This window comes from Gordonia sp. i37 (assembly GCF_002043085.1).
Lineage (GTDB): Bacteria > Actinomycetota > Actinomycetes > Mycobacteriales > Mycobacteriaceae > Gordonia > Gordonia polyisoprenivorans.
This window is the reverse complement of record NZ_MVPX01000096.1, coordinates 14,782-31,100: the sequence shown is the minus strand read 5'-3', so window position 1 is coordinate 31,100 and position 16,319 is coordinate 14,782. Positions and strand designations below refer to the sequence as shown.

At 66.3% G+C, this 16,319-nt stretch carries 15 protein-coding genes; 2 read left to right on the top strand and 13 right to left on the bottom strand.

Annotation, left to right across the window (positions count from 1 at the left end):
• The 4 genes from B1964_RS04310 to rplJ form a co-directional block, all read right to left on the bottom strand.
• The coding region (locus B1964_RS04310) for an ATP-binding cassette domain-containing protein (RefSeq protein WP_139765624.1) at positions 1–281 on the bottom strand (281 nt) is incomplete at its 3' end.
• 294 nt (positions 282–575) lie between these two features.
• A complete protein-coding gene (locus B1964_RS04305; RefSeq protein WP_079928978.1) occupies positions 576–1,967 on the bottom strand; it encodes a glycosyltransferase 87 family protein in 1,392 nt (463 codons plus the stop codon).
• Positions 1,968–2,191: 224 nt separating this feature from the next.
• Positions 2,192–2,584 carry a 50S ribosomal protein L7/L12 gene (gene rplL, locus B1964_RS04300; RefSeq protein ID WP_006368379.1) on the bottom strand — a complete coding sequence of 131 codons (393 nt, stop codon included), beginning with the start codon at positions 2,582–2,584 and terminating at the stop codon, positions 2,192–2,194.
• Positions 2,585–2,658: 74 nt separating this feature from the next.
• Positions 2,659–3,183, bottom strand: a complete 525-nt coding sequence (rplJ, locus tag B1964_RS04295) for a 50S ribosomal protein L10 (RefSeq protein ID WP_006368378.1) — start codon at positions 3,181–3,183, stop codon at positions 2,659–2,661.
• 595 nt (positions 3,184–3,778) lie between these two features.
• On the opposite strand from rplJ, the gene B1964_RS04290 reads away from it, so the two are divergent.
• Positions 3,779–5,812: a CocE/NonD family hydrolase gene (locus tag B1964_RS04290; protein ID WP_079928977.1), complete on the top strand. Its 2,034-nt coding sequence runs from the start codon at positions 3,779–3,781 to the stop codon at positions 5,810–5,812.
• Between the two features lie 66 nt (positions 5,813–5,878).
• Here the strand turns inward: B1964_RS04290 and B1964_RS04285 are convergent, their stop codons facing one another.
• On the bottom strand, positions 5,879–7,282 hold the full coding sequence (locus B1964_RS04285; protein ID WP_079928976.1) for an FAD-linked oxidase C-terminal domain-containing protein: 1,404 nt from the start codon (positions 7,280–7,282) through the stop codon (positions 5,879–5,881).
• Between the two features lie 204 nt (positions 7,283–7,486).
• Between B1964_RS04285 and B1964_RS04280 the strand changes: the two genes are divergently transcribed.
• Positions 7,487–8,329, top strand: coding sequence for an alpha/beta fold hydrolase (locus B1964_RS04280; protein ID WP_253193881.1), 843 nt, complete (start codon positions 7,487–7,489; stop codon positions 8,327–8,329).
• Here the strand turns inward: B1964_RS04280 and B1964_RS04275 are convergent.
• From B1964_RS04275 to B1964_RS04240, 8 genes are all read right to left on the bottom strand, one after another.
• Complete coding sequence (locus tag B1964_RS04275; protein ID WP_079928974.1) at positions 8,322–9,536, bottom strand: cytochrome P450; 1,215 nt, start codon at positions 9,534–9,536, stop codon at positions 8,322–8,324. The genes B1964_RS04280 and B1964_RS04275 overlap by 8 nt on opposite strands.
• A complete protein-coding gene (locus tag B1964_RS04270) occupies positions 9,533–9,976 on the bottom strand; it encodes a PaaI family thioesterase (RefSeq protein ID WP_079928973.1) in 444 nt (147 codons plus the stop codon). The genes B1964_RS04275 and B1964_RS04270 overlap by 4 nt, the downstream gene beginning before the upstream one ends.
• Entirely contained in the window at positions 9,973–11,802 is a 1,830-nt protein-coding gene (locus B1964_RS04265) for a fatty acyl-AMP ligase (RefSeq protein ID WP_079928972.1), read from the bottom strand. Before B1964_RS04265 ends, B1964_RS04270 begins: the two co-directional genes overlap by 4 nt.
• Positions 11,799–12,620: an alpha/beta fold hydrolase gene (locus B1964_RS04260; RefSeq protein WP_253193880.1), complete on the bottom strand. Its 822-nt coding sequence runs from the start codon at positions 12,618–12,620 to the stop codon at positions 11,799–11,801. The genes B1964_RS04265 and B1964_RS04260 overlap by 4 nt, the downstream gene beginning before the upstream one ends.
• Entirely contained in the window at positions 12,620–13,876 is a 1,257-nt protein-coding gene (locus B1964_RS04255) for a cytochrome P450 (RefSeq protein ID WP_079928970.1), read from the bottom strand. The genes B1964_RS04260 and B1964_RS04255 overlap by 1 nt, the downstream gene beginning before the upstream one ends.
• On the bottom strand, positions 13,873–14,826 hold the full coding sequence (locus tag B1964_RS04250; RefSeq protein WP_006368369.1) for a cyclopropane-fatty-acyl-phospholipid synthase family protein: 954 nt from the start codon (positions 14,824–14,826) through the stop codon (positions 13,873–13,875). The genes B1964_RS04255 and B1964_RS04250 overlap by 4 nt, the downstream gene beginning before the upstream one ends.
• An 11-nt stretch (positions 14,827–14,837) precedes the next feature.
• Positions 14,838–15,146 carry an acyl carrier protein gene (locus B1964_RS04245; RefSeq protein ID WP_014361126.1) on the bottom strand — a complete coding sequence of 103 codons (309 nt, stop codon included), beginning with the start codon at positions 15,144–15,146 and terminating at the stop codon, positions 14,838–14,840.
• 137 nt (positions 15,147–15,283) lie between these two features.
• Positions 15,284–16,297, bottom strand: a complete 1,014-nt coding sequence (locus B1964_RS04240; RefSeq protein ID WP_014361127.1) for a fatty acid desaturase — start codon at positions 16,295–16,297, stop codon at positions 15,284–15,286.
• Positions 16,298–16,319: the final 22 nt, after the last annotated feature.

The following is a 16,319-nucleotide window of genomic DNA, read 5'->3' as shown; positions in this document are numbered from 1 at the left end:
CCGAACAACGCACCGTCCTGGAACAACACACCGAACAACTTGCGGATCTCATACAGTTCCTTCGCCGAGCACTGGGTGATGTCAGTGCCGTCGATGATCACCGACCCCTGCTCCGGATGCAGCAACCCGATCAACGTCTTCAAGAACACCGATTTACCGGTACCCGACGGACCCAGCAGGGCCGACACCTCACCCTCGGGCAAGGTCAACGACACATCGCGCCAAATATTCTGCGAACCGAACGATTTGGTGAGCCCCTCAACGCTGACCTCAACACCCACAGTTTCCTCCAGAAGTTCGCTGCCCCCAATGAGCTCCCGCCGGTGCGAGAGTCCACCCCTCGGTGACATGTGTGGTTGGGGTCACTGTATCCGACCACAGCAACAGCACCCCCCACACACGTGAACCGAAGACCCACAGCGTGGACGCGAAAGAAATCTACCAACCGGTAACTTACCCTCGGGCGATGACACTAGCCGATGAAACGGTCCGAAGGAAAGTGGGCGCGGTTCCATCGTCGGGACCCGAGTGCGGTGGCACTCCTTGTCCCCGGTGCGGTGGCGTGGCGCACGGCGTCAGGACCGCGCGAGGCCCTCTTCGCGGTCGTCGAAGGCCCCCGTGTCGGCGCCGCCGACGACGCTCTCGGTGTGGCCGTGCTCGACCGAATCCGGCTCCACCGACCCGGGCTCGACCGACTCCGGCTGGTCTGCCCCGGGCTCCCATGCCTCACGCACCCGGGTGAGCGGCAACCACCAGGAGATGAGCAGGATCAGCACGAGCCAGATCAGCGACGAGTTGCCGTAGATGATCTCCCACCAGCCCCACCGGAGTTCGTTGAGCTGTGCGCTGGGCAGTGACAGCGATGGTCCGGGGAGCTGCGCGATCAGGCCGAGGATGCCCAGCCCGAGGAAGACCGCACCCCGCCGGTCGCCGCGCCTGGCTCGCAGTGCTCGCACTCCGATGGTGACGAACACCAGGATGTACACCGACGTGAGCACCCAGTGGTGAATCCAGGCGGCCGGGGTGGCCAGCAGGGCCACTGCCCACGCCGCCAGGAAGCACAGCTCGTATTCGCGACGCTTGGCCAGATGCCACGCCAGTGCCAGACAATAGAGCCCTGCGATCGCACACAGCGGCAACCACCAGTGTGAGCGATCGCTGTCGCTCATCCCGGTGCGCGCCAGCACACCGGCGATGCCCTGGTTGTAGACGAAGGCCAGTCCGCCGATGCGTTCTGGGTCGAACACCGTCGACGTCCAGTACTTCCACGTGTCCGACGGCGTGATCGCCCACGCGATACCGGTCGCGGCCAGGAATCCGACGACGACGTTGATCGCCGCCCGCCACTGCCGGCGCGCGAGGAAATAGATGACGACGACTGCCGGGGTCATCTTGATCGCCGCGGCGATACCGACCAACAGTCCCCGATACGGTTCGGCCCACGCGGGGCGCCGATCCCAGAGGGTGTCGGCGATGACCAGTCCGGCCAGGATCAGGTTGATCTGGCCGAGATCGAGGGTGATGCGGATCGGTTCGAGTTCGAAGGCCACACCGGTGAGGATCATCGACCAGCCGACCGGCAGGTCACCACATCCGACACGACGCAGCAGGATTCGGATCAGCCACCACGTCAGGAGGCATCCGAGGATCAGGAAGATGACCGAGAGCAACCGCACCGGCATCCAGCTCATCGGCACGAAGGACACCGCTGCGAACGGCGGGTAGGTGAACGGCAGGATGCTGTCGTTCGCCTGCGGCATCGGCCCGTCGTAGAGGTGCTGCCCGTGGAGGAGGAACTGGCCGCCATAGCGGTAGATCTGCAGATCCACCGGCGGACCCCAGTACTTGGTGGGCCCGAGGTGCACCAGCCACGGCTGGCCGAAGACGCGGCACACCCCCAGGACGAGCACCACGGCCCCGACGACGTTGATCGCCGTGAACGCACGACGGGACACAGGAGCAGTCACGCGGGGTGATACTAGTCCGTCCTGGTCCCACCGCCCCAAACCTCCCACCGCCCCAGATCTCCCAATGCCCCAAGCCTCCCAACGCCCCGGCGGCCCGTGACAGCAACGAACCCGGGACGGATCTCTCCGCCCCGGGTTCGGGACATGCACCGTCAGTCGACGGTCACACCGCACAAGTAAGCACGCAAGCTTACTTGACGGTCACACTGCGCAAGTAAGCAAGCTTACTTGACGGACACCTTGGCGCCGGCCTCTTCGAGCTTGGCCTTGGCAGCCTCGGCGGCGTCCTTGTCGACCTTCTCCAGGATCGGCTTGGGAGCGCCCTCGACGAGATCCTTTGCCTCCTTGAGGCCCAGGCCCGAGACGACCTCACGGACGACCTTGATGACCTGGATCTTCTTGTCGCCGGCAGCCTCGAGCACGACGTCGAACTCGTCCTGCTCGGCAGCGGCCTCGGCGGCACCACCGGCAGCCGGAGCACCGGCAGCGGCGACGGCGACCGGAGCGGCCGCGGTGACCTCGAAGACCTCTTCGAACTTCTTCACGAAATCGCTGAGCTCCAGCAGGGTCAGTTCCTTGAACTGATCGATGAGCTCGTCAGCGGTGAGCTTCGCCATGGTTGGCGTCCTTCCTATTCAAGCCCCACACGGGGTCGTGGTGATCCCCGTGGGGATGTTTGTGGTGCGGCGAGTTACTCGCCGGCTTCGTTCTTCTTCTCCTGCAGGGCCGCGGCGAGACGCGCCACCTGCGATGCCGGCTGGTTGAACAGGCCGGCAGCCTTTGCCAAATTGCCCTTCATGGCACCGGCGAGCTTGGCCAACAGGACCTCGCGGGTCTCAAGGTCGGCGATCTGTTCGATCTCGGCCACGGACAGCGCACGGCCGTCCATGTATCCGCCCTTGATGACGAGAGCCTTGTTGTCCTTGGCGAAGTTCTTGATCGCCTTGGCGGCCACAACCGGTTCGCCTTCGATGAAGGCAATCGCGGTCGGACCGCTGAACAGCTCGTCGAGCCCTTCCACGCCCGCCTTCTCGGCGGCACGCTTCACCAGGGTGTTCTTGGCGACGGAGTAGGTTGCGCCCTCACCGAGGGAACGACGCAGATCGGTGATCTGACTGACGGACAGGCCACGGTACTCCGTGACGACCGCCGCCGTTGCGCCCTCGAACTGCTCTGCGATCTCCGCGACTGCGGCGACCTTGTCGGACTTGGCCATACTTCGCCTCCTTCCTCATCACTCGAGTTGAGTTGGTCAGAGTTCAACGCAGGGAACCTTCGGAAGACGCCGCGCCGCGGAAGGCGAATAGCCCCCGAAACGACGAAACGCCCCGGCACACAGAGGCACGGGGCGTCACACTGGCGATCATGCCGAATGGGCATGCTCGAGCTTCTTCCTCGTTCTCCCTGCGTGGGCCGCCGACATTGCTGTCGCCCTTCGATCGGGATCGCTCCCGATGACCAACGGTCTCTGGTTGAACCGATACGACGCGTGCAAGCGCGTCACACCGAGAACGAGGTTACCCGAGCTCGACGTCGTCGACCAAATCCGACCCCACGTCCCAGGGTCACCTGACCGAACGGAGGGTTTCCCAGGTCACACACGGCTTTGAACTGCAGATTCACTGTCGTGACCCAAATGGACCCCACCTCGATGCGGTTCCGAGATCGACGATGCACTACAGTCGGCCATCGGGAGTGATGTGGCCCACAAAGTGTAAGCGGGGTTTCACTCACGGCCCGAGAACACGACGGGGTGTGGGTGACGCCGGTGGGTCCGGCGTCCGGTCACACCCCAGGCAGGGTGAGGCACCATGACGTACCAGTTGGACCCGGGCTCCCCCGGGATGTCACGACCCCAGGTGGCCCCGTCGCGGCCCGACGGCGGTCGCGCCACTCCCCATTTCGGCACCCTCCCCCTCGGTGATCCGACCGGCGGTGCCGACGGTATCCGGTGGCGGGAAGCTGTCGACGGCGCCCAGCTCTATCCCCGAGTGGTCGTCGACCGGGACGTCAAACTCACCATGAGCGACGGTGTCACGTTGCGTGCCACGGTGGTCCGCCCCGCCAACCGGTTCGGCCAGACCGTGCTCACCCCCTATCCCGCGATCGTCAACATCAACCCCTACAACCGGGCGGCCGTCGACTTCATCGACACCACCACCCACGCGCCGGTACTCGGGCGTGCGTTGCGGGTCGCGTCGTCGTCGATCGATGCGACGGGTACCGCGCTCGGCGGGCTCACCCGCCTGACCGGCACGCTCTCCGGCGGAATCCTCGACGTCTTCGGCATCAATCGCACCCTGGTGCGCAGCGGTTACGTCCAGGTCATCGTCGATGTCCGGGGCACCGGGGCCAGCGGCGGCAAATGGCAGATCCTCGGCGCGCGCGAGCAACAGGACTCGGTGGAGGTCATCTCCTGGGCCGCCGAACAAGAGTGGTGCGACGGCAAGGTCGGACTCGCCGGCTGGTCGTACTCGGCGATCAATTCGCTGCAGGCCGCCGACAAACGGCCGGCCGAACTCGGCGCGGTCTTCGCGGTCGAGGGATGCGACGACATCGTTCGCGACGTCTACATCACCGGCGGCATGCCGTCGGCGTTCATCCCGATGTGGCTGTCGGTGGTCAACGTGCTCAAGTGGGTACCCAATCCGTCGACGTACCTGCGCGATGTGATGCGCGGCGACACTCTGCGTTGGCTGCGCGATCGCGTGGCCTCCCCGGCGACCGAGATCCCGTCGTTGCTGTGGGGTTTCCTCACCGCCCGCGACGACCGGATCTTCGACGACCCCTATTTCGACGAGCGGGATCCGCAGATCGACCGGATCACCGCGCCCACCTTCACCGTCGGCGGGTGGCACGATCTCTTCGGGCGCAGCGCCACCGGCATCTACGAGCGGCTCCGTCTCGAGCCCGGCCGCAAGCAGATGCTCGTCGGCGACGGGTATCACTTCGACGTGGGCACCGGCCATGGATCCAGCTCCGCCCCTCCGCGTCTCGATGTCCTCGAGCGCGCCTGGTTCGATCGCTGGCTCAAGGGCCACCGCAACGGTATCGACCACTACGGGCCGGTCACGATGATGCAGCAGGGCGGTTCGTGGACGTCCGGCGCGGCGTTCCCGCGACCGGGCGTGCGACCCCGGCGGCTCTATCTCACCGAGGAGCCGTCGACGACCGCGGATCACGCCGTGCACGACGGATCGCTGAGCACAGCTCCGGCACAAGGTGTTTCGTCACTGCACATCCGGCCCGACCTGCGCGGCATGGTGTCCCGGGACATGACGCAGGTGACCGCGGGTGCGTCGATGGTTCTCGGCAATCGATTCACCACCGACGCACGCTTTCAGGAGCGCGGCGGATTGTCGTTCACCAGCGCCCCGGTCACCGAGGCGACCCACCTCAGCGGAGCGATGAACCTCCGCCTCAACGTGGCGACCACCGCACACGAGGGTATCTGGGCGGTGACCGTCAATGATGTTGCGCCCGATGGCACCTCGACCGTTCTCACCAACGGCGCGCTCTCGGCGACCAATCGCGCCCTCGACCGGTCGATGTCGACATTCACCGCGGACGGGCATCTCCTCGGTGCCCATCACTACCTCTCCCGCAAGCGCAAACTGCCGGTCCCCGCCGACGAGCCGGTCCGCATCGACGTCGATCTCGTGCCCACCGACGCCGTGCTCGAACCCGGTCACCGGTTGCGGGTGGACGTCTACGCCGCGAGCTTCCCCCGCTACCTCACGGTGGTCCCCGACCTGATCAAGGCCCGCGGACGCAAGCAACGTCTCGTTCTCGACCCGGAGCACCCGAGTTACCTGACGTTCCTGGCCGGCGACGGGCTCGCCTGAGCCCGCTCAGCCCATCGATCGGGCGTCGATCCTAATCGACCGGGCGCTCGAATCCATCGATCGTGCTCAGAATGCCTTGCCGGGATTGAGGATTCCGTCGGGGTCGAGAGCGTGCTTGACCGCACGGTGCATGTCGAGCACGGCGGGTGACAGTTCCTTGCGCGCGCCGTCGAGCTTGAGCACACCGACGCCGTGCTCGCCGGTGACCGTGCCCCCGAGTTCCAGTGCGGCATCGATGATCTCACCGAAGGCGAGCTGCGCCCGGCCACGCGCGGCGGCGTGTCCCTCGTCGGCGATCAGCAGTGGATGCAGATTGCCGTCACCGGCGTGGGCGATGTTGGCGATGACGATGTCGTGGCGGATGCCGATCTCCTCGATGCGCGCCAGCATCGCCGGCACATGCTTCTTGGGGACGCAGACGTCCTCGGTGAGTACGGGACCGAGTCGCTCCAACGCCGGATAGGCCAGGCGTCGCGCCGCGAACAGCGCCTGCGCCTCCTGCTCGTCGGCGGACACCGCCGACCACGTGGCGCCTGCGGCGTCGAAACACTCACGCAAGCGCTCGGATTCACGCTCACCCTCGATTCCGGGCGTGTCGATCCGGCCGAGCAGCACGACGTTCGCGTCGACCGCGAGCCCCATGTTCTTCCACGCATCCACCGCGAGCAGACACTGCCGATCGACGAGTTCCAGTGCGGCGGGGGTCAATCCACTCGCCCCGACCGCAGACACCGCCCGTCCGGCGTCGATCAACGAGTCGAAATAGCCCGCGATGGTTCGCGACGGTGGTTGCAGGGGGCGCAGTTTCACCGTGATCTCGGTGACGATCCCCAACGTCCCCTCCGAGCCGACCATCAATCCTGCCAGGTCGTACCCGACGACCCCCTTGGCCGTCGGGTGCCCGAGCCGCACCAGTTCGCCGGTACCGGTGACCACCTGCACCGCGAGCACGTAATCGCGTGTCACCCCGTACTTCACACAACACACACCGCCGGCGTTGGTCGCCACGTTGCCGCCGATGGTCGACCACGGCGAACTCGCCGGGTCGGGCGGGTACCACAAACCCACCTCCGCGCAGGCTGCTCGCAGATGGTCGTTGACGACCCCGGGCGCCACGACCGCGATGCGTTCGAGCGGATCGACTGAGAAGATCTCGGTCATCGCCGCACAGGAGAGGACGACGCTGCGGGCCCATGCGTTGGCACCGCCGGACAGGCCCGTCCCGGCTCCGCGGGGGATCACCGCGACCTGGCGGGCACGGCACGCGCGCACCACCTCGACCACATCCTCGGGCGTACGCGCACGCACCACGGCGATCGGCATCTGGTGCGGCGCCCACTCCGCGTCGTCGTGGGCGTAGCTGGCCATCACATCCGGATCGCGCACCACCGCACCGGGGGTGACCGCCGCCTCCAGTGCGGCGATCAGATCTGCCCGGAGATCGGGTGCGACGTCGGCGGTGAAATCCACACCCCACCCTAACGCCACCGCCATCCGGTCGAGACCGAAGTCCGGTGTCAACGGCCAACTCTGACCGCGCGCGGTACGCAACCACCCATCCGGGACGGGCTCGATGGAGTCACCCGGTATTCCGGCAATAGCCCGGATCGATCGGGGCGTTCACGACGCCGATCGATGCGGCACGCCGTCTCCTCGGCACGCGATACTCTCCCGGTGGACACCGTGCACACCATCGACATGCCGAACGCGACGATCACCTATCGGGACTCCGGCACGCCGCGGACCGCGGACCCGACGGAGACGATCCTCTTCGGTCACGGGCTGTTGTTCGACGGCACCATGTTCGACGATCAGGTGGCCGCACTGCGCGGCCGGTTCCGCTGCATCCGCGCGGACTGGCGCGGCCAGGGTGCCAGCGTGAGCCACCATTCCGCCTATGACATGGATACGCTCACCGACGACACGCTCGGGGTGATCGAGCACCTGGAAACGGGTCCCGTGCACTACGTCGGACTGTCGATGGGTGGCTACGTCGGGATGCGGCTCGCCCTGCGTCATCCCGAACTGCTCCGCTCGCTGACCCTGCTGAACACCATGGCGCGCAACGAATCGGCGCGATCCGTCGTCGACTACACCGCCATGGCCTGGATGCAACAGGTGACCGGTGTTCGGCCACTTCGACACCTGCTGGAGTCCAAGCTCTTCGGTCGTGGGTTCGTCGACACCGCGCGCGGCAAGCGCATCGGTGACGAATGGTTCGCCAGACTCGTGACCACCCAACAGTCCACGGCCCGCCGGGCCACCCTGCGACGCGTCGTGGCGGGTGTCGTGGTACGAGATGCCGTGGCCTCCCAGCTGCCGCTGATCACCACCCCGACCCTGGTCATCGGCGCCGAGAACGACGTGGCAACACCTCCGGTGGAGGCCTCCCGGGTCGCCGCGGCCATTCCGGGGGCCACACTGCACCTGTTACCGGGGTGTGGCCACAGCAGCGTTCTCGAGCAACCGGACATCGTCTCGGCGCTCTTGGCCGATCACCTCGGTTCGGTCAACTGACGGTCACCACAACCGATTCCGGGCCGCGGATGTTGCGTCGCCCGTTCCAGGACAACGAATCCAGCCGTGCGCGGGGGAACCGCTCGATGAATCCGGAAAGGAACGCCGCGGTTTCGGCCCGCGCCAGCGCCGCGCCCAGACAATGGTGAATCCCGGCACCGAACGAGAGATGACGGTGCGCCAGCGGCCGATCAGGACGAAACGTCGCGGCATCCCCACCCCAGAAGGCGGGGTCCCGGTTGGCCGCGGCGATGACGCCGATCACGAAAGAGCCCAGAGGGATTCGCACTCCCTCGACGTCGAGGGGCGCGGTCGTGACCCGCCGCATCAGGTGCACCGACGGCTCGAACCGCAGAACCTCTTCCACCGCATTGGTGACGAGGTCGGGTCGCTGCCGCACCATCGCAATACTGTCCGGATGCGCGAGTAGTGTCGCCACCGCGGAGCCGATGAGGTTGACCGTGGTCTCATGGCCGGCAATCAGGACGAACATCACCTGGGCGACCAACTCGTCACCAGTGAGTTCACCCGCGCGTTCCGCCGCGATCAAGGCGGTCAACAGATCATCGCCGGGATCGGAGTGCCTGCGCCACACCAGATCACGGGTCATCATCGTCAACTCGTCGTTGGCCGCTCGAATCCGGGCCTGGGTGGCCGGCTCGGCAAGTGGTTCGAGCCCGAGCACGAGAGTGCCGATGTGTTCGCGGAACCGTTCGGTGTCGACTCCGGACACCCCGAGGATCTCCGAGATCACCTCGTACGGCATGGTGAACGCGACTTCCTGCATCAGATCGATGGTGCCCGCAGCGGCCACCCGGTCGAGCGCGCGATCGGCGAGTCGGCTGATCCGGTCCATTCGTGCGGCGACACCTGATCGGGTGAACGGCGTACCGACCAGCCGCCGGAGTCGGGAATGGTCCGGCGGGTCGCGATCGAGCAACGACAATCCGCGCATCATGCGGTTCTCATCGCCCAGTCGGGTGCTGTCGCTCTTGAAGTCGGGAATATGGCGAAGTGCGCTTTCTTGCACGGAGTGTCCGGACCGCTGTAGCACCGCGACATCGGCGTAGCGGGTCAGCAGCCAGAATCCCTGCGGGTGAACGACAACCGGAGCGGTGGCCTGCAACCTCCGATACGCGGCATGTGGATCGACCGCAAACGCCGGGTCGAACAGATCCATTCCGCCGGCATCGATGCGCGTGTTCACCGGATCAACCGAACGTTACGAAACGTCGACAACGCGGTCGCACAGAGATTTCCGTCCTCATCGAAGATGTCGGCGCGACCGACGGAGATGGTTCGACCCGCCGACACCGCGGTTCCCTGCGCGCTCAGTTGCGGGCCGGGGGCGGGCGCCACGATCTTGATGGTGTAGTCGAGCGTGACGTTCGCCCAGCCCGCCGGCAGCAACGTCGCCACCGCCGCGCCTGCTGCGTAATCGGCGAGAGCGCCGAGAACGCCCGCCTGAACGTGTCCGGTGTGCTGGGTGTGATCGGGGCGAACCGCCAGTCGAAGCGTGGCGGCGCCGGTTCCGAGTGACTCGATCGCGAAGCCCAGCGCACGTGCCGCCGGCATCGCGTCCAGGACGGCTCTGATGGCCTCGGCGGCGGTGGGATCCGGCGAGTCGGACGTCGTGGTGGTGGTCATCGATACTCCGTTCCGACGGGCGTGAACCCGTCTCTCTCGTAGAGGGCACGTGCCGCTCGGCGCCGCACCTTTCCGCTGGTCGTCTTGGGCAACTCGCCGGCGGCGATGAGTCCGATACGGAGCACCGTGATCCCGAGGTCGGCCCGGATCGCCGCACGGATCGCCGTACGCACCTCCGCCGCGTCGAGGTCTCGGTGCGTGGCCCGGATCTCGGCGACCACGACCACTTCCTCGGCAGGAGTGTCACCACCCGATGACTCCTCGGCCCACCCGAACGCCGCGCAGCCGCCGGGGCGGAGCGCCGAATGTGCTCCCACAGTCGCTCTTTCGATGTCGGTGGGATAGAAGTTGCGACCGCGGATGACGATCATGTCCTTGATGCGTCCCACCACGTACAGTTCGCCCGCGACGACGAACCCGAGGTCACCGGTGCGTAGCATCGGATCACCGCCACCGACGATCACCCCGAACAACGCGTCGGTTGCGGGGCGATTGTGCCAATAGCCGGCACACACATGCTCACCGGAGACCCATATCTCCCCGACGACGCCGTCGGGGAGGCCGACGCGGCTGTCCGGGTCGACGATGCGGATCACGCTGCCCCGCACCGCTGTTCCGGACCCCACCACTTCGGTCCCGACCGTGTCCGGACGGTAATGCCGATGTTGTAGGTCCGCTGCGGACGCTCGCAGCGTGTGCGGCCCACGACCCGGACGGGACGCCGTGACCAACAGGGTCGACTCGGCGAGCCCGTAACACGGATACAGTGCGCGAGCGTCGAATCCGTGGGGCGCGAACTCCGCCGCGAAGCTGCGGATCGTGTCGGAGCGGATCGGCTCGGCTCCATTGAAGGCGACGGTCCAGCTCGTCAGGTCGAGATCGGCCGGCAATCCGGTACGACGGGCATGCGCCACGCAGGCCGCGTAGGCGAAGTCCGGCCCTCCGCTGGTGGTGGCCCGATACCGCGAGATCAGCGTCGGCCACAGCAGTGGCCGACGGATGAAGGTCGTGGGCGACATCAGAACCGCTCGGGCGCCGACATACAGCGGCTGCAACACATTTCCTATCAAGCCCTGATCATGGAAGAAGGGGGCCCAACCAACGACCACCGATGTCTCGTCATGACCGAAAGCATCCCGGATCATCTCTTGGTTGGCGCACAGGTTGCCATGCGTCACCATCACTCCCTTGGGCGCACCGGTTGAGCCCGAGGTGTACTGCAGGAGTGCGACGTCGTCGGCGTCCACCGGATCCGCGACGTGCGTGGAGTCATACGGGATGGCCGATCGTTCATCGGCGGGTACGTCATCGACCACCCCGTTGTCGGTCAGATCGTTGTCGGTCAGATCGTTGTCGGTCAGATCGCTGTCGGTCAGGTCATCGACCCACATGGGCGGTACCGGACACAGCGTCCTCAACGTCTCGCCGAAGAATTCGTCGGATATCTTGTCGGTCAACACTATTGCGGGTTGGGCGTCGGCGATCACATTCCGGATCGCGCTCGGCCCTGCGGTCGGGGTCGGCAGCGGCGGCGCCACCGGTACCGCGACGACACGCGCATACATGCACCCGAAGAAGGCGGCGATGAAGTCGAGGCCGGGAAGGAACGCCAGCAGGGCGCGGTCGCCGGGCACGCATTGCCGCCGCAATCGTTCCGCGATCCGGACGGCACGACGGTGCAGGGTTGCGTGGTCGAGTTGATCGACCTCCGTTCCGGACTCGTCGACGAACACATAGACAACCTGGTCCGGCGCCGTCCGCGCGCGGGTCATCAGCACGTCGGGCAGGAACGCGCCCCGACGTTCGGGATCGTCGTGGCCGATCATGACCCCGCCGGCTCCGCAGTCGATGGCGGCGACACGAACAGTGCGGTCAGACGATCCCGGTGTTGCTGCGGGAAGAAATGGTCACCGGCGAACGTGTGCCCGGCGAAACCCGATGCGGTATGAGCCGACCACGACCACGCCTCGTCGGCATCGACGAGCGGATCACGGTTGCCGTGGCACGCCGTGATCGGTACCGGGAGGGGTACCACCCCACCGTCCTCGAGGATCGGTCCGGCGACGTATCGGTACTGCTCCACCATCGCCAGGTCATATCGCACCAGGTCCAAGGCGTCGCTGAGGAATTCCGGCGTTCGAGCCAATAGGTGCCAGGTGTCGGACAGTTCGGCGAGCCCGGCGAGGAGTTCCTCGTCGTCGCGTTCGTGCAGCGGCGGGCGGCTGGCGGGGAGGTGAGGAGCGCGCCGCCCCGAGACGCACAGATGGATCGGCGACCGACCGGCAGCGAAGAGGCACCGGGTGAGCTCGAAGGCGATGACCGCACCCATGGAATGCCCGTACACCACCGTCGGTATCTCGGGCAACGCCAACAGCTGGCCGGCCAGGGTGGTGGCTGCGGCGAATACCGAGGTCGCCCGGGCCGCATGACGCACATCCTCCCGCCCCGGCAACTGCACTCGCAACACCTCGAGACCGGCGGGGAAGCAAGCGCCCCAACGGGTGAACGTCGACACGCCCGCGCCGGCGTGGGGCACCATCACCACTCTGGTGTGGGCGCGCCCACGGTTCACACGGTGCGTGTCCGGCATCGGCCGCAGCCAGAGTCCTGGCGGCTCCTCGATGTGATGCGAGATGGTGGACATCATCGTGATCTTCCCCTCACGGGTAACGCGCTCGGTCCGCGCATGATGAAGCTCTCGGTCTGCCAGGTCGGCGCGATGCCCGTCGGCGTCAGCTCCAAGCGCCGCCACACCCGCTCCAGTGCCGTCTGGGCGATCAGTTGGGCGAGAGCGGCGCCGAGACAACCGTGCATTCCGTGTCCGAACCCCAGATGTGAGGCAGCCGAGCGCATATCGGCTCCGCGGTCGATACTGAATTCGTTCGGGGCGTCGAAGACCTCCGGGTCCCGGTTACCTGCACCGAGGCACAACAACACCTGGTCTCCATACCGGATGACCTGTCCGCCGTATCGGCTCTCGGCGCGTGCGACCCGTTTGGTCATCTGCAACGGGCTGTCGTAGCGCAGCGTCTCGCGAATGGCATCTCCGGCACGCTCGGGTGCTGCGGCGAGCTTGGCCGACTGTTCCGGATGCGTGAGCAGCGCGGCAACGGCGTTGCCCAACAGGGCGGTTGTGGTTTCGGTACCCGCGACGAAACACATGATGCAGATGTAGGCGAGCTCGGTCTGCGAGAGACGATCGCCGTGGCCCACCGATACCCGCGCGAGCTCGCTGATCAGGTCGTCGCCGTGCTGATCGGTCCGTTCGTCGACCAGCGTGCGCAGTGCCGAGGCGAAGTGACCGACGACGCGTCCCACCCGGGTGAGGTCGGCGACCGACATCCGTCCCGGCTCGAGTAACCGGCGTACCTCGTGGGTCCACTCCGGTGCCACCGAGGCGATCGACGGCGGCAACGCCATCCAGTCGACGAGAACCGCACTCGGCAGCGGGCTCGCGAGACTCGCGATGAGATCGAAGGTCAGCGCCTGGACGCCGATATCGAGGCGATCGAGCATGTCGTCCACCCGCTGCGCCACGACCGGTCGCAACCCCTCGATTCGTTGACGGGTGAAGACCCGGTTGACCAGCGCGCGCAACCGCGCGTGTGCGGGGTCGTCGGTGAACACCAACGAGGTCCGTCCGAGGTCAACGATCCGAGCGGCGTCCGCCCGTGCGTGCGGTGGCAGTCGATCGATCCGTCCGGCCACCTCATCGGGAATCAACGAGGAACTGAATCCGTTGTCGCGCAGGAGGTGACGGATGTCGTTGTGCGCCGTGAACACCCACATCCCGAGGGTGCGGTGTACCGGTTCGGCTGCCCGGAGCGCCGCGTACATCGGGTAGGGGTCCATCCGGAATCCCGGTGCAAGCGGGTTGAAACGCGGAGTCGTGGCCGTCACTTGTCCACGTCCAGGTCATGTCGCGGTGCGGATTCCGACACGAAGTAGCTGCGCCGGTACGGCCGTAACACCAAGCGCAGCAGACAGATCTTCCCCATACGGAACCCCAGCGCCGACATCGTCAGGTAACGGAGGTAACGATCGACCGTGTCCTCGCCCACGATGCGGGTCGCCTCGTCGCGTCGTTGCCTCAGCCGGTGCGCCCACTGCGCACAGGTCCAGGCGTAGTCCAGGCGACCGTTGGTCACGCGATCGATCTCGAAGATGCCGTCCGCGGCAACCGCGATATCGGCGAAGGTGGGCAGTTCGGCGTGCGGGAAGATCTCCCGCTGCATGAACGAACTCGCCTGCATCGCAGACATGTTCGCATACGCGATGGTCTGCAGCGACAGAGCTCCGTCATCGTTGAGCCAGTCGCGGCATCGGGTGAAGAATGCTCGATAAACCGCGCGGCGCGTCTCGATGTTCTCATCGGGCCGCGCGAAGTGCTCGAAGGCGCCCACCGACACGATGCCGTCGAAACGATGCGGCGGCCGGTACTCTGCCCAATCGGTGACCTCGGCGCGAATCCGGGGTTCGCCGAGTGCGCGGATGTGGGCGGCCTGTTCCACGCTGAGCGTGAGTCCGATCGCCTCGGTCACTCCGGGGTGCGTTACGGCCTGGCGCAGCAGCGCGCCCCAGCCACATCCGATGTCGAGAATCCGGTGCGCGTTCCCTATTCCGATCGCGTCGAGATGATATCGCACCTTGCGCGACTGCGCGGCGTCGAGGTCGTCACCCGGACTCTCGGGCATGGCACAGGAATAACTCTGATCCGCGTCGAGCCAGAGGCGATAGAAGTCGTTGCCGACGTCGTAGTGGAACGCGATGGCCTCGGCGGCCTCGCCACGCCTGCGCTCACCGGTCACTGCGCCGGTGCCGGGCGTCAGGGTCGTTTCCCCACAGGTCATTTCCGCACCGGTCATTGCCCCGCCGCCGCATCGAGGTGCTCGAACAGATGGTTCGACACCGCGCTGATGGTCGGGTTGTCGAACAAGGCCTCGGACGGGAGTTCGACTCCGTAGCGCGCTTCCACCTCGATCAGCAGGGCGACGGCGTGTGCCGAATCCAGCCCGAGCCGATCGAATCCGGCATCCGGGTCGACCGATTCCGGCGTGGTCTCCAGCAGGTCTGCGAGGTACTCGCGACACCAGCGCACGATGCTCTCGCGCGTGATCGGCTCCGACGACGGCGCGGTGTCGATCGGTCCGTCGGGCTGCGGCATGTTCATGGTCCCTCCTGGGTTCAGCAGGCTCGAGTGGATTGCGCAGGCCCGCAGGGTGCGGGACGGGGCAGGTGCTCTTGGAGCGCAGGTGCTCTTGGAGCGAAAACTTCTGGACACGAATGGAACTGAGGGTGCAGAGTTGATCAGTCGCCACCGCGGACGTCGCCCGCGTCCGCCCCCGCCGGCGTCGTCCGGATACGTTTGGCGGCACGCCGCTGCGGTGACGGCACCCCCACATCGGTGGCCAGACCGCACGCAGACAGTACGACGATCAGCCAGTAACCGGGGTCGACGCGATACCAGTTCAATCCGAACGATGCGGAGTCGGGAAACGCGTGGTGATTGTTGTGCCAGGCTTCACCGAGTGTGACGAGCGCGAAAACCCCTCCGTTGCGGCTGTTCTCACGTGACTCGTATGGACGGGTGCCGTACATGTGGAGAAAGGAGTTGATCGCCCAGACGATGTGCTCGAGGACGAATATCCGGACGAGACCGCCCCACAGGAAGCCCATCAGTACGCCGGTGAGGCTCCATTCCATCACGCCGACGATCGCCGCCGGGATGACCAGACCGAGCACCACCCACAGGTGGTAGTGGCGGGAAATACGCAACAGTGCGCGATTCTTCAACAAGTCGGGGGCGTAATGCATCACGTTCGGGTACTCGTGACGCCGCATCCACAGGAAGTGCGAATGGACGAGCCCCCGCAGCGCACCCCGGAATCCGTCGCCGGAGAGGTTGGGCGAGTGCGGATCACCGTCGCGGTCGCTGCACTCGTGGTGGCGCCGGTGCAGGGCGACCCACGATATCACCGGCCCCTGTCCGGCCATGGAGCCCGCAATCGCCAGCGCGACAACCGCTCCCGGCGCGGCCTTGAAGGTGCGATGGGTGAACAGACGGTGGTACCCGACGGTGATGCCGAGTCCGGTCAGCAACCACATCACACCGAGTGAGACCCACGCCGAGGTCGGTACCGGTATCACCCAGAGCAAGCCGACCGCGACGGCCGTACCGATGATCGGTAGGACGTCGAACAGCAGGAAGTGCCTGCGCTGCAACCGATGGATGTAGGGGTTGCTGATCGTCTTCTTTCTCGGTTCGGGCGGTGTCGAGGACGGCACGCCGATGTTCTCGGACGACGCGGCGGAGTGGACCATGACGGATTCACCTCGTTGATCA

What these genes read in the sequence shown, in the direction of transcription:
- rplL (WP_006368379.1), bottom strand. Translation starts at nt 2,584, where the DNA reads ATGGCGAAGCTCACCGCTGACGAGCTCATCGATCAGTTCAAGGAACTG.
- rplJ (WP_006368378.1), bottom strand. Translation starts at nt 3,183, where the DNA reads ATGGCCAAGTCCGACAAGGTCGCCGCAGTCGCGGAGATCGCAGAGCAG.
- B1964_RS04290 (WP_079928977.1), top strand. Translation starts at nt 3,779, where the DNA reads ATGACGTACCAGTTGGACCCGGGCTCCCCCGGGATGTCACGACCCCAG.
- B1964_RS04270 (WP_079928973.1), bottom strand. Translation starts at nt 9,976, where the DNA reads ATGACCACCACCACGACGTCCGACTCGCCGGATCCCACCGCCGCCGAG.
- B1964_RS04265 (WP_079928972.1), bottom strand. Translation starts at nt 11,802, where the DNA reads ATGATCGGCCACGACGATCCCGAACGTCGGGGCGCGTTCCTGCCCGAC.
- B1964_RS04260 (WP_253193880.1), bottom strand. Translation starts at nt 12,620, where the DNA reads ATGTCCACCATCTCGCATCACATCGAGGAGCCGCCAGGACTCTGGCTG.
- B1964_RS04250 (WP_006368369.1), bottom strand. Translation starts at nt 14,826, where the DNA reads ATGACCTGTGGGGAAACGACCCTGACGCCCGGCACCGGCGCAGTGACC.
- B1964_RS04245 (WP_014361126.1), bottom strand. Translation starts at nt 15,146, where the DNA reads ATGAACATGCCGCAGCCCGACGGACCGATCGACACCGCGCCGTCGTCG.
- B1964_RS04240 (WP_014361127.1), bottom strand. Translation starts at nt 16,297, where the DNA reads ATGGTCCACTCCGCCGCGTCGTCCGAGAACATCGGCGTGCCGTCCTCG.